Here is an 11963-nt window from a genome sequence, read left to right as displayed (position 1 = left end):
TGGATCAGGGATTGGCAGCCGGTGGGAAGGCATGATGGCGTGCAAGAAGGGTTGTGATGAATGCCGGGACGAGGATGATAAGAATGGCTGGGGCGAAGCCGCCAACGCCACTCTGCTGCAGGATCAACCCGCCGACGATACCGCCACCGGCGATTGCCAGGTTCCAGGCGGTGACCAGCATGGATTGAGCAACATCGGCAGCATCGCCTGCGGTGTTCGAAAGAGCGGTCTGAAACAGCGTGGCAGTTCCGCCAAAAGCGAGGCCCCAGACTGCGATTGCACCATAGACAACCGCTGGGTTCTCACCCCATAGCCCAAGCGCCAGCGCTGCAAGCCCGAACAAAGCGATGCTGGCGAGCGATAGGCTTCGCAGTTGACGGTCAATCAGGACACCGACGATCCAGATGGCTGCCAGTGCTGTCGTGCCGAAGACCAGAAGCACAAGATCGGTCCGCGCTGCAATGCCGGCCTCGACCAAGAACGGGGCGATATAGGTGTACAGGATGTTGTGAGCGAGGACGAAGGCAATGGTGACGAACAGGACCGGGCGCACGCCGGGCAGAGTAAACACCGTACCGAGCCCGCGGCGACGCTCCATAGGCTGGCCTTCGAAGTCTGGCACCTTCGCGATAACCCAAACAACCAGTACCAGAGTCAAGCCGCTGATGAGGCCAAAACACGCCCTCCACCCGAGGAGGGTGCCCAGAAAAGTACCGGCCGGAATGCCAAGCGACAGCGCGAGCGGCGTGCCCACCATGGCCACCGCGATAGCCCGTCCCTTTAGTGCCTCGGGCACCATGCGTGCCGCATAGCCTGCGAGCAACGCCCAGAGCAACCCGGCCGAAACGCCGGCACAAAATCGTGCGACCGTCGTCAGCAGATAGCTAGAGGAGACGGCTGTAACTGTATTGGCGATTGCGAAACCGGCGATGGCAGCGAGGAGTAACCGCCGCCGTCGTATGCCTTGCGTCGCCGCCGTCAGCGGGATCGCGGCGATGAGCGATCCAATCGCGTAGATCGTCACCATCTGGCCCACCAGTGCGTCCGACACGGCAAGGCCCGCGCCGATCTGCGGCAGCAAAGCTGCGGGCAACGCCTCGGTCAGAATGGTGATGAAGCCGGCCATGGCGAGTGCGAGCAGGCCCGAGAGCGGCAGACGACGGGGTTGGGGCGGGTCGACGGGGGACGCGGCGAATAAGTGCATGTTTGTCATGCCCTGACCATAAGCCGGTCGCCGCGATTGGAGAATTATGCTAGAGTTCTCATCATATCGGACATAGATGTCCGCAATAGGGACCGGTGGATGGAACATCTCGGCGCATTGAATGCCTTCGTTCAAACGGCAGATTGCGGTAGTTTTGCGGGTGCAGCCGCGAGGCTTGGCGTTTCTGGCTCGGCCATCGGCAAGGCGGTCGCGCGGCTGGAAGAGCGGCTTGCCGTTCGCCTCTTCCATCGCTCGACGCGCTCGTTGACGCTGACTGCGGAAGGAGCTCTGTTCCTCGATCGCTGCCGCAGCATATTCAGCGAGATCGAGGCCGCTGAACTGGAGCTGTCGCAAATCCGTCAGGCGCCGCGCGGACGTCTTCGTGTCAGCCTGCCACTAATCGGCATGCTGATGATGCCCGCAGTCATGGCCTTCATGCGTGCCTATCCCGAGATCGAGCTTGACCTCGACTTCACCGACCGGCTGGTGGATGTGATCGACGAAGGTTTCGATGCCGTGGTCCGCACCGGCGAAGCCCGGGACTCGCGATTGATGATGCGTCGGGCAGGGGCATTCTCGCACCGGATCGTCGGATCGCCCGATTATCTCGCAGCGCGTGGCGTGCCTTCGACGCCCGACGATCTGCTCGGTCACGCCTGCCATCATCACAAATATCCGTCCACCGGCAAGCTGGAGCGCTGGCCGATGGTGGCGGACGGCGCGGCCCTTGAACTTGTTCTTCCCGTGACATCGGTAGCAAGCACGCTCGAGCCGCAGATCTGCTTAGCCGAGGGAGGCTTCGGGCTTGCATGCCTGCCGCAATTCGCGATCCGGGAGCAGCTCCGGCGAGGTACGCTGGTCAGCGTGCTTGAGGACTATATGCAAGAGGTCGGTGCCTTCCATATCCTCTGGCCGGCAAACCGGCATCCCTCGCCGAAGGTGTCCGCCTTCGTCTCCTTTATGGCTGAAAACCTTCTGCGTGAGCAACATAGGTGATTTGTCATTCGCGCGTTCGCACCACGCCTCGCGGCCTTAGGCCTCACTGACGGCAACTGACGTTCGCTTGAAAGGATCAGGAGATCGTCCGCGCCTACGTGGCCAGCGCAAAGGCCAAGGGGCGCGACGACATTTCCGCCCATTCCGAAAGCCGCTCGCCAGCACTCGGCCAGCCGTCTGAGGCATGGCGTTCAGCGGTCGATTCGAGGCGGGTTTCGATCTTTTCGATCACCGATGCGCTTGCATACGGCAGGATCGAACGTCAATGGGGTCGCATCATCACCATCGGTTCATCGGGCATCGAGCGGCCCATTGCCGGTTTCGCCCTGTCGAAAGCGGTTCGCGCCGCGGACGCCGGGTGGTCGAAAATGCTGTCGACGGAGCTCGCGCCTCACGGGGTCACGGTCAACATGATCCTGCTCGGCCGGAGTGACACCGACCGTGTGCGCGTGCTGGATGACATCAGGGCTAGAAACACCGCGCTTTAGCTAGCTGCCGTGCAGGAAGCGTCGCGCGGGGACATCCCCGGCGGACGTTACGGCTGCGCAGGAGAATTCGCCGCCGCCGCCATTTTCCTTGCCAGCCAGCAGGCGAGTTACATTACCGGGTCGATGGTGGCGCTATCCGCAGCCTGTGACGCCGCCGCCCGCCTCAGCCCTTCATGCGGAATTTCCCGACCATAAGCTTGTGCTTATTCACCTTGTCGTAGAATGTCTTTCTCGAAATCTTCAGGTGCTTCATCGCCTGTGTGGCGCTTCTACCTGTCGCCGTCAGCGTTGCGGCAATGAGGCGGGCCTCGTAAGCCGTCATCATCGTGGCGAGGCCGGTCATCTCGGCGGATCCGCCGGCGGCGGAAGCTGCTGTGGGCCGAGCAGTTGCAGCTGGGCAAAACGCTGTAATTCACGTAGGTTGCCCGGTCAGTTATGCGTGAGCCTTGCATGGCTGACGGCGCTCATTTCAGGTAAGGGCGCGCAGTTATTGGCGCTGGCGTGGCGTAGGAAGAAGCGGAAACAGGGCAATATGTCCTCAGGTCTTTCCCGCAGCGGCAGCACGGAACAAACGGGTCCCTAATTCGCCACAACGACGGGCCTCAGTCAGCAGCCAGATATTCAACCGAGCGAAGTTCTTGACTGCGCAAGTTCGCCAGGTCTTCATCCAGTTGGCTAAGTCGCATCATATGTGCGGTGATCTGTAATGAGATGATGTGCCGGTCGTCTATAGAGAAACGTTCCCACCTCTTGAGATTGTCGATGACCTCAATGAGGTCGAGACGTTCTTGTTCAAGTTTCTCCAAATTCCAGATCATCGCAGCCGGCCTCCCGATTTGACTTGCGTGAAACGTAGCATGGCCGGATCGGTTCAAACCGATAAGATTTAGCGTAAATTTTATCTAAATCGCAAGTTGCTCCAAGCTGCGGTTGGCGTGCTTAAGCAAATCCAGGGGATCCGTCAGCTAGCCACCGCGCTTGGTCGCGAATAGTGTCCTCGTCGAACGCATGGAACAGGCTTGTACCGATCCAATGCCTCCAGGGAACACCCGCATCATCCGCGGAACCTTGCCGCGCGGCAACGGGAGCTCGAGGTGCGGCTGAAAGTGCTGCTTGGCACATGGATTCTCAACCAACTGCAAAAAGCCGGCGGATGGAATGGATGCGCAGATGCTGCTCCACTTACTGCGGTGTAAGCTGACGCAGATGGCGCTGCGTGATGCCGATCGTGCACTGCTTGGGGATTTGCTCAAGGGGAAATCGTGGGTGAGGCTGGCTGATCGTTTGCTGGAGGGAGAAGGAGCGTGTCCGGTCGCGTCCGGGTCCTGGTCGGCAGGTTCAGTCATTGTGGTGGCATTGCAACTGGCCAACAGGTGGCCCGTACTTGCCCACCCCTGTTTGTCGCTTCCCGCCTTCGGAAAAGGGACAAGAAAAAGCCCGGCACAATGGCCGGGCTTTTGCTGTTGCTGTCCGAGTGAATCAGAATTTTACGCCGAGGCCGACGCGTATTGCATGCTGGTCGACATCTGCATTGATTGCAGCGCCGCCGAAATCGAAATCCTTGTCGCCGAAATCGGTGTAACGATACTCAACGCGTCCGAACACCATGTCGGTAAACGCGTAGTCGAGACCAACGCCGACGGTGTAGCCGTTGAACGTTTCCTTCACGTCGGCAATGCCCGGAACTTCCGCGTAGCCGCGAGCATAGGCCCAGCCTGCGGTACCATAGACCAGGGCACGGTCAAATGCGTAGCCGACCCGGCCACGAACCGAACCCTGCCAGTCAAACCCGTAGTCAAAGCCCGTGCCAAGGATAGTGGCTGAATCATCGCCCCAGTTCTTTTCGAAGTCTGCTTCGAGGCCAACGACCCAGCTGTTGCCAAGGTCGTAGTTGAAGCCGACGAAACCACCGGCAAGAGCACCGTCGAAGTCTGCGGACGTTTGGCCGGGAAGGCCGACGATCGAAGCGTCATTGTTGTTCCAGCCGTAGCCGGCCTGGACACCGGCGGTAAACCCGGTCCAGCTGAACAGCGGCGCAACGTCTGCTGCCGGGGCTGCAGGAACTTCTGATACGGCATCGGCCGCCATTGCAGTCGATGCCGCAAGCACGAATGCGATAGTCGATACGATTTTCTTCATAGTCTCTGAACTCCCTTATATGAGAGATCATTCATATGCTTTTTTCCCGAAATATGATGTAACCTTTGTGCAACGCCCGCGACCTCAGCAGCTGTCTGCATAAATTGAGGCTGTCCGGCTTCAGCGAGCGTCTCGTGCAATCACACTCTTTCGGCTCATTTTTCTGGCGCTGGCGAGCCACAGATACCTTCGACCGGTGAAGGCCGTCAGCCGAGCTGGCGCTCAATTGCGGCCTTGTCGATGACCGACCAGACCCTGCGGATTTTTGTCTGTTCGAAGTCGTAGAAAACATGCTCGCAGAACTGAACGCGGCGGCCATTGACCGGAAGGCCCATGAAGGTGGATTTGGGAGTGCAATCGAACGAAAGCCGGGCGCCGATCCGGGGCACGTCGCTGACAAGGATCTCTGCCTGAAACCGAAGGTCTGGAATATCAGCAAAGTCCCTGACCAGCATGTCGCGATAGCCCGACAGGCCTAACGCCCGGCCGTTGTGTTCAACAGTATCGTCGACGAAAGTGCCGAGCTCATCGAACGCCTGACGGTTGAGGCAGTCGAGATAAGCCAGGTAAATGACGTTAAGTGTATGCATGTGTTTGTCCCCTGTCGACGTGGCGAATGACGTCCTTGGCCCTTGGCTTTCTGGATCATGACGGTGCGGGTCAAGCTGTGATGAGATCGCACCTGCCATCATCCAGTCGGTACAACACATCCTGCGGAACGGGCAGTTCGAGCATCTCCAGCTTCGAAAGTCCGAGAAAAACACCCCGAAGATCCGCCCGAACAGGCCATGGGAAATGGCGATCGTCGGATGCCGGAGATCCGAGATCCATGACGTCGCGCGCTTGCAGGCGTCATCAAAACTTTCGCCATCCGGTGCCCTGAAATACCAGTCGAATGCGTTGGATCCTTCAAGGCGCCCAGGAAATTCGGCATCAATCTCAAATCGCGTCATCCCGTCCCAGGATCCGGTGGTGACCTCAACGAGCCTGTCATCTTCGAGATACTGGAGCGTAACCTCGGCCAGGACCCGTTCTGCTGTCTGTCGCACGCGCCCGAGCGGACTGATTTGCATCCGGAAAGACTGCTCATCGTCGCAGAGAGCGTCACGGAGCAGGCGTGCGACTTGATCTGCCTGTTCGATACCGCGCGCGGTCAGCGGCGAATCCTGTTGCCCCTGAAACCGGCCAAGACAGTTCCAAACTGTTTCGCCGTGGCGCAGGAGATAGATTGTCGGGACAGCCACGCTTGCTTCACCTTTATGTTCGTAATCGATTGCCATCGCTCGTGGCATCAATACGGAAACGTGCCGATTGCAGCGCATTGATGACCGCCTGCAAGGCCTGATCACTGTCCTTGCCCGACAACGATAGGACATTGTGCTCGAAAGCCCCGAGATTGGCGAACTGGGCATGAAGATCGGCCACGACCAGCGGATCGCGGAGGCCGTCGCCGCCGCGAGCCTGACAGCGTTCGATTGCTTCTGTTACTGTCGTGCGCAGCACGATGTAGTGCAGCGGGCATGCAAGCGCCAGGAAGGCCGGGAGCCAGTCCGGTCGCACGACGCCATCGAGAATGACGAAATAACCCGCCTCGGCATAGCGACCTGCGACATCGGCGGCGATCTGCATGATCATGCGGTTTTGTTGATCGGATTCGGGAAGCCAGGGGATCGAGGCGGCCATGCTTGATGTATCCCCACAGATCATCGCTATGAAAATGAACCTTTGGCACGCCGCACAAGTGCGCAAGGGCTTCGGCGATTGTGGACTTGCCAGAGCCTGGGTGGCCGGAGAGAAGCAGGATATGGCCGCGAAGATCGTTTGTCATGGTCAAACACTCACCCGGGGCAGGCATTCGGCGGCTGATTGTACGGTCATTGGCCAAAGTTGCCAGGTTGGCGTTTCTCGTCCTCGCCGGTAGACGGGTGAAAGAACCCGCCCTATCTGGCAAAGGTTGTCACCATGTATGCGGACGCCAGAAGCAGGCTGACGATTGTGAAGAATATCAGGGCCGCCGCCAGTTCATCAAACATGCCTTCGCGTTCATTGCGATTCAGTCGTAAGCCAAAGCCAACCTCCATCGTTGCTGTGAGAGGAAGGTGGTCGCGTATGGTTAACGAAAACCTAACAACAGTGACCTGATTGTCGCCGGTACGAAGTGCCATTGACGATGGGAGAATGGCACCGAGCGTCAACGGGCAGGTTCGGCGAAGGTGATCTCGGTTTTGCTGTTGAGGACGATATGTAGGTCCCGGATCATGCCGGCTGCCTGCAGCAGGGCGTTTCGCACGTCGTCATCGCTGCGCCATCCGTGTTCGATCGACAGGGCGACGGTGTGGATGTCGACGACACTGTCGCGACCGGGACCGGAGGGAATACCGATTGTTTCGCGCATGTCGCGGATTGTCGTGACTGCCCGTTCGAGCATACGCCGTTTCTGGTAGTCGTCCAGGTAATCGAGCCTGTTGGCGTCACGGACGAGCTCGGCAATGAAACTGTTGGTCAGGGTCATGGTATGAGGTTGCCGGGACGGCTGACGGGCGTCAATGGAAGGCCTTCAAGGTGGGGTTCAAGCCCCGAAGTTGCCGCCAGGCTGTGACGCAGATGCATCACGGCGCGTGGACACAGAGGCGAGCAATTTTACAGAACAGTATCTGAATTATTCCTATTTTTATCATGGTGTTGATGGAGGTTCCGGAAGTAAGGCGTGAGGCCTGCATCGTGCTGGCTTGTTTTTTTGGACGGTTGGTGGCCGGGTGCAGAAATCTGGTGGTCGCGTTCCGTTTGTGCACAATAAGATTATCGGCGCGAAGATTGCCGGAAAGCAAAAGTTAATCAGTCTGCTACTCTCGGGGGATCGATTGGCGTGGGGTTGTCTACCGTAACAAAATGGCGGTGAGACCAAAACGGAGTGACGATATGAAAAACGGAGCGTGCACGTTCCGACGTCGGTACCTCAAGGTATCGACAATCAGCTATTTTGCCGCATTTTTTGAGCTTCGGGGAAGCCGCGGCCACGCCGGCGGATACGACGGTTGAACGCTTTCTCGACGTCTGTGAAGCGTCCACTGTGCAAGAAGCGATGGTGAACGGCGACAAACTCGACTGGCAGCGTCTGTCCAATGCCGACATTGAGGAGTGGCGTCGCAACTTCGTCGGTTATAGTGGCGGTTCTGTTAATCTCGTGGGTTGGCGACATGAGAGGGGAAGGCGGAGTGGAGTTATTGTCGTTCTGGATTGCCGCTGGTCCTGATGGACACAAGGCATGCGCGTTTACCACGCCAAGGCCTGCCGGTTTCATGGATGCATTATCGGAGCGGCTTGGAGCACCAGACAATCTCGACAAGAATGATGCGATAAATAGCGTAACCGCACTGTGGAAGCGGGGCGCAATCGATTATTCTTTTGTTCAGGTCGGGGCGTCTGCCGTCATCAATATCAGCTCAAGTCGATGAGATAATAATGATGCCTGAGGTCATACCGTTCCCGCTGGACAACGCTAGCTGACTACGCGGAGAAAACCCGCCTCTCAGTAGCGCTAAAATATCTTCTTCAATCTAATTTTTTCGAGAGTTGCTTCCAGTATCGGATCGAACTCGGATCGCTGCCACACATCCCTGTATCCCAGGTGCCGATAAAGTCCCAAGGCCCGCCCGTTCGCTGCCGTCACATCAATGAACGCTTCTGCAAACCCTCGGTCAGCAATTTGTCGTTCAAGTGCCCTTATCAGGAGCGATCCTGCACCTCGTCCTTCAAATTCCGGCGCGACCCAGATGTCACTGATCTGATTGTCTCCATGTTCCGAAGCACCGATGCCTGCGGCCTTGCCTTGATACTCTGCTACAAGAATTTGCGGGCCGAGTTGCCGAATAAAAGGAATAAATGGATTTTGGCCCTCGATCCGTGCTGCGACTGCATCGTTCACATGCGGCTTTATGCCTTTACGCCAAGATGCTAGGCCGACTTCAGCAAGTTCTGCCTCTTCACCGGCGCGGGCGGGTCGCACTCGTATCATTTCCGACTCCTCAACTGATCCGGCTTACGCCCAGACGGCGCATCTCTCTGCAGACTGTGGAACGCCCAAGCTGTCGGGCTGCCTCCGTATGCTGGGAGATGCGCCGTCTAGGTATCCGGCGACCCGCCTGATTGACAAGATCGGCTTCATCGCAAAGTTGCAAAAAAGCCGCATCAACTCTTGTTTCGGCTCTATGATGAACTTTGAGGACTCCAAATCAAACCGATCATTTGTTATCCGGTTGGTTGAAAACATTGGCGCATCGAAGTAGAGCTTTGCCTGAAGTAAATACCGGTCTCAATCCAGTTTCATCCGTACTGCCGGATAGCGATCTGCTGTCGGCGTATGATTTTGTTCATCGGGTGGTGGCAAGAGACCGGTTTGGCGTTTCAATCCACCAGTGCAGCTCCGCTGTCTAAGCTCTTCAGCCGCCCAATAGCATCGCCACACCGCGCCCGTCTGGGATATCTCATGCACCATTCCGGTGGACTTCCGAACGGAGGGCCAAGACGGTATGTGCAATACACTTCAGGTCCAATGGACCATTATACCCCAGACTCCTCCTCAGCCTTGGATCGCATGCGGCGGATGTGGGGGCACCAAAGGCTTTTCAATCCAGCGGCAAAATCCGGCTCAACGCTAACGGCCGAAAGCTTGATCATGGCTCATCTACAAATGCATTGCCTGCGAAAAGGCATGGAACCGGCCGATTTTCGAGCGGCAGAACGTTCGCGACACCGATTCTCGATATCCATGAAGCGTTACAGTCCAACGACCCTGAGTGGATTCGGGCTGAGACATTCAGCCTTCAAGCGCTGCGGCGCAAGGCGCAAAGGGTTGATGAGTTTGATGATTACATCATCGAAAAGGCTACGCTGCACGAAGTTACCAACTGGACGAAATTGGTGATCGAACTTGCAGTCATGAATCCAAGCAGCACACGCCTCGATCGTTTGCTGGCGTCGGAGTTGAGGATCTCGCGCTCGCGACTTCAGACGCTGAACGAGAAAGGTTTTCTTCAAAGCCTCTGACCGCGCTGATGCAATGCGGCGGCGTGTTAAAGACCGGGACGCTGGTTACCATTGATCTATCCAAGAGGCGGATCGAGAGCAATCGTGGAAGCCTCTGGCGACGGGTCGACCGCTTTAGCCGCTATGGCGAAGGCCTGAAATCTCCAGGCATTCGCCACGCGTTCAACTGCGCTGTTTGGCGGAAATCAACGCGACTCCCTCAAATGGCGATATTTGCCAATTCTTTGCAATGATGTCTTTTCGCTGCCATTTCAATGTCCTTCAGGGCTCATAAGCCATACTTCATGAAGTATTACTTTTCAGGGGAGCAGACCAGGGTTGGGCGCGCAATATGAGGCTACCGCTATAAGGAAAAGTCATTTTCCATATGCGCTGACTTCTCGTCGGCTGCCGGATTGCCGCCAGCGGCAGTCTCCGGCGGCGATTGGCAGTCAGGTTGCCGTTGCTTATCTGGTGCAGGATGTTTGTTTGCTGCAGTTGATGTGGTTTGAGCGTCCGTTCACTCAGTACGATCCTTTCTTTGGTGCTGGATTCCGGCGGCTAAGTTATGCCGCCACCTTTTCCACGACATGGCTCAAATCACCGACTTGCGATTTATTTAAATGCTATTATATTGGCAGTAATGTCATTTGTTGTATTTTGGTGATAATATGTTAGCATTTAGAATGGCTTCCAGTGGAAGTTATCAGAGGTTTGGCGGACAGAATGAAGCGCCGACGGATTGAGCATGGATTGACCCAGCGTGAACTGGCTTCGAGATCGAATGTGTCCTACGGATCACTTTGAGGCTATTTGAAGAAACCGGGAAAATTTCGCTCGAAGAGCCTTGTGAAAATTGGTGCCCCTTGAAGGCGGGAAAAAAGCGGATTCGAACGCTTGTTTCCAGGTCGGCCGCCGCAGAATATCGATGATGTCATTGATCGTCCTCTCAAGCAGCGTGTGCGCCGGAAATGAAGTTCAAGCCAATCCAGCAGATTAAGGTTTATCTGAATCTCGAAGGGAACGGAGAAACTCGGTACCCTCGCCTGGAGTGGCAGGGAACGGAGGCTTACTTCAGTACGCGGCGGAGTTTCTGACAGCGCCCCTTTTGATTTCTCCGTTCCATATGATGGCGGCCACCGGAGTTGATTGCGGCGCCTCGCGATCCGTTCGACGGGCTCCATGGGCTATTCAACGACAGCCTGCCTGACGGGTGGGGTCGTCTGTTGCTGGACCGCCGTCTACAGCGAGCGGGCATTGATTATCTCCGGCTCACGCCGGTTGACCGTCTCTCGGCGGTGGGCAGAACAGGAATGGGGCACTCTCATACATTCCGGAATTGCCAGACGATCAGAAACAACAGGCCGTCTTTGATCTCGATTGGTTCGCTGATCAGGTGGAGTTGGTACAGACGGAGATGGACATCGCCGACATCGATCGTTTGCAGGGCGCACAGGGCGGATCCGCGGGTGCACGTCCGAAGATTATGATTAGCTTCAACAAGGTGGAAAATACCTGTGTTCTGGACTACGGCCAGCCGTTGGGCGCGGGGTTTGAAAGGTGGATGGTCAAGGCACCTGGTTCCGATGATCCGCGGGAGATTGGCGCTGAAGAAAGAGCTATGCGCTAATGGCGGTAGCTGCAGGACTGACGATGGCTGACGCAGCTGTTGGAGACCGGAAAGGAGGCGGCTTTTTGCGACGAAACGTTTGACAGGACACCTGCCGGCAGGCTCGTACGCACGGCAAGCGGCCTGTTGAATACCCAGCCATCGTGAGGCGAGTGTGAACTATGAGCAACTTCGAAGCTGACCCATATGATGACCGCGACGCTGCGGAAGTCCTCAAGATGTTTCGAAATATGGTGTTCAATGTCTATGCAGAAATCGCGACGACCATGCTAAAAACCATTTCTTATGGACGGGAATGGTAGGTGGTCTCTGGCACCCCGCACTACGATCCTTACGTTTTCGTCCGGGCCAGGCGGTGAGCACAGCGCTGCAATAGCCGGGGAAGGTAGAACCCCGGCATGTCTCACCTTTTGTGGTCTCCAGAGCGGCTAGGTGCTGAACTAGGCACAGCGAGTCTTGGTTTTAACCTTAGCAATACGTA

At 57.0% G+C, this 11963-nt stretch carries 12 protein-coding genes and 4 pseudogenes; 7 read left to right on the top strand and 9 right to left on the bottom strand.

Going from position 1 to position 11963, the window contains the following annotated elements; translation table 11 throughout:
• Positions 1 to 4 precede the first annotated feature (4 nt).
• Entirely contained in the window at positions 5 to 1213 is a 1209-nt protein-coding gene (locus tag RBH71_RS03530) for an MFS transporter (RefSeq protein WP_416349301.1), read from the bottom strand.
• Between the two features lie 90 nt (positions 1214 to 1303).
• On the opposite strand from RBH71_RS03530, the gene RBH71_RS03525 reads away from it, so the two are divergent.
• Together RBH71_RS03525 and RBH71_RS03520 are read left to right on the top strand one after the other, a co-directional pair.
• Positions 1304 to 2200, top strand: a complete 897-nt coding sequence (locus RBH71_RS03525) for a LysR family transcriptional regulator (protein ID WP_323687094.1) — start codon at positions 1304 to 1306, stop codon at positions 2198 to 2200.
• 98 nt (positions 2201 to 2298) lie between these two features.
• A complete protein-coding gene (locus RBH71_RS03520) occupies positions 2299 to 2688 on the top strand; it encodes an SDR family NAD(P)-dependent oxidoreductase (RefSeq protein WP_323687093.1) in 390 nt (129 codons plus the stop codon).
• Between the two features lie 163 nt (positions 2689 to 2851).
• Here the strand turns inward: RBH71_RS03520 and RBH71_RS03515 are convergent, their stop codons facing one another.
• The 7 genes and pseudogenes from RBH71_RS03515 to RBH71_RS03485 form a co-directional block, all read right to left on the bottom strand.
• On the bottom strand, positions 2852 to 3031 hold the full coding sequence (locus tag RBH71_RS03515; RefSeq protein ID WP_111810205.1) for a hypothetical protein: 180 nt from the start codon (positions 3029 to 3031) through the stop codon (positions 2852 to 2854).
• Positions 3032 to 3290: 259 nt separating this feature from the next.
• Positions 3291 to 3506 carry a hypothetical protein gene (locus tag RBH71_RS03510; protein ID WP_111810206.1) on the bottom strand — a complete coding sequence of 72 codons (216 nt, stop codon included), beginning with the start codon at positions 3504 to 3506 and terminating at the stop codon, positions 3291 to 3293.
• A gap of 661 nt (positions 3507 to 4167) precedes the next feature.
• Positions 4168 to 4827, bottom strand: coding sequence for an outer membrane protein (locus RBH71_RS03505; RefSeq protein ID WP_013762458.1), 660 nt, complete (start codon positions 4825 to 4827; stop codon positions 4168 to 4170).
• Between the two features lie 206 nt (positions 4828 to 5033).
• Entirely contained in the window at positions 5034 to 5417 is a 384-nt protein-coding gene (locus RBH71_RS03500; RefSeq protein WP_065662358.1) for an ester cyclase, read from the bottom strand.
• A 70-nt stretch (positions 5418 to 5487) separates the two neighbouring features.
• Positions 5488 to 6107, bottom strand: a pseudogene (locus tag RBH71_RS03495) (histidine phosphatase family protein).
• A pseudogene (locus RBH71_RS03490) lies at positions 6085 to 6655 on the bottom strand (AAA family ATPase). Before RBH71_RS03490 ends, RBH71_RS03495 begins: the two co-directional pseudogenes overlap by 23 nt.
• A gap of 363 nt (positions 6656 to 7018) precedes the next feature.
• On the bottom strand, positions 7019 to 7339 hold the full coding sequence (locus tag RBH71_RS03485) for a hypothetical protein (protein ID WP_112157683.1): 321 nt from the start codon (positions 7337 to 7339) through the stop codon (positions 7019 to 7021).
• Between the two features lie 703 nt (positions 7340 to 8042).
• Here RBH71_RS03485 and RBH71_RS03480 point away from each other — a divergent pair.
• A complete protein-coding gene (locus RBH71_RS03480; protein ID WP_323687092.1) occupies positions 8043 to 8282 on the top strand; it encodes a hypothetical protein in 240 nt (79 codons plus the stop codon).
• A gap of 83 nt (positions 8283 to 8365) precedes the next feature.
• Here the strand turns inward: RBH71_RS03480 and RBH71_RS03475 are convergent, their stop codons facing one another.
• A complete protein-coding gene (locus RBH71_RS03475; RefSeq protein WP_323687091.1) occupies positions 8366 to 8842 on the bottom strand; it encodes a GNAT family N-acetyltransferase in 477 nt (158 codons plus the stop codon).
• A gap of 514 nt (positions 8843 to 9356) precedes the next feature.
• On the opposite strand from RBH71_RS03475, the pseudogene RBH71_RS03470 reads away from it, so the two are divergent.
• From RBH71_RS03470 to RBH71_RS03455, 4 genes and pseudogenes are all read left to right on the top strand, one after another.
• A pseudogene (locus RBH71_RS03470) lies at positions 9357 to 9991 on the top strand (DUF1062 domain-containing protein).
• Between the two features lie 200 nt (positions 9992 to 10191).
• Positions 10192 to 10530, top strand: coding sequence for a hypothetical protein (locus RBH71_RS03465; RefSeq protein ID WP_323687090.1), 339 nt, complete (start codon positions 10192 to 10194; stop codon positions 10528 to 10530).
• A gap of 467 nt (positions 10531 to 10997) precedes the next feature.
• Positions 10998 to 11111, top strand: a pseudogene (locus RBH71_RS03460) (hypothetical protein); the annotation flags it as partial.
• Between the two features lie 80 nt (positions 11112 to 11191).
• Positions 11192 to 11482: a hypothetical protein gene (locus tag RBH71_RS03455; protein WP_323687393.1), complete on the top strand. Its 291-nt coding sequence runs from the start codon at positions 11192 to 11194 to the stop codon at positions 11480 to 11482.
• Positions 11483 to 11963: the final 481 nt, after the last annotated feature.

Source organism: Rhizobium sp. AN68 (assembly GCF_030758035.1).
In the GTDB taxonomy this organism is placed as follows: domain Bacteria; phylum Pseudomonadota; class Alphaproteobacteria; order Rhizobiales; family Rhizobiaceae; genus Agrobacterium; species Agrobacterium tumefaciens.
Note: the sequence above shows the minus strand (reverse complement) of the source record. Positions and strands in the feature narration are given on the sequence as shown.

What these genes read in the sequence shown, in the direction of transcription:
- RBH71_RS03530 (WP_416349301.1), bottom strand. Translation starts at nt 1,213, where the DNA reads ATGACAAACATGCACTTATTCGCCGCGTCCCCCGTCGACCCGCCCCAA.
- RBH71_RS03525 (WP_323687094.1), top strand. Translation starts at nt 1,304, where the DNA reads ATGGAACATCTCGGCGCATTGAATGCCTTCGTTCAAACGGCAGATTGC.
- RBH71_RS03515 (WP_111810205.1), bottom strand. Translation starts at nt 3,031, where the DNA reads ATGACCGGCCTCGCCACGATGATGACGGCTTACGAGGCCCGCCTCATT.
- RBH71_RS03510 (WP_111810206.1), bottom strand. Translation starts at nt 3,506, where the DNA reads ATGATCTGGAATTTGGAGAAACTTGAACAAGAACGTCTCGACCTCATT.
- RBH71_RS03505 (WP_013762458.1), bottom strand. Translation starts at nt 4,827, where the DNA reads ATGAAGAAAATCGTATCGACTATCGCATTCGTGCTTGCGGCATCGACT.
- RBH71_RS03500 (WP_065662358.1), bottom strand. Translation starts at nt 5,417, where the DNA reads ATGCATACACTTAACGTCATTTACCTGGCTTATCTCGACTGCCTCAAC.
- RBH71_RS03485 (WP_112157683.1), bottom strand. Translation starts at nt 7,339, where the DNA reads ATGACCCTGACCAACAGTTTCATTGCCGAGCTCGTCCGTGACGCCAAC.
- RBH71_RS03475 (WP_323687091.1), bottom strand. Translation starts at nt 8,842, where the DNA reads ATGATACGAGTGCGACCCGCCCGCGCCGGTGAAGAGGCAGAACTTGCT.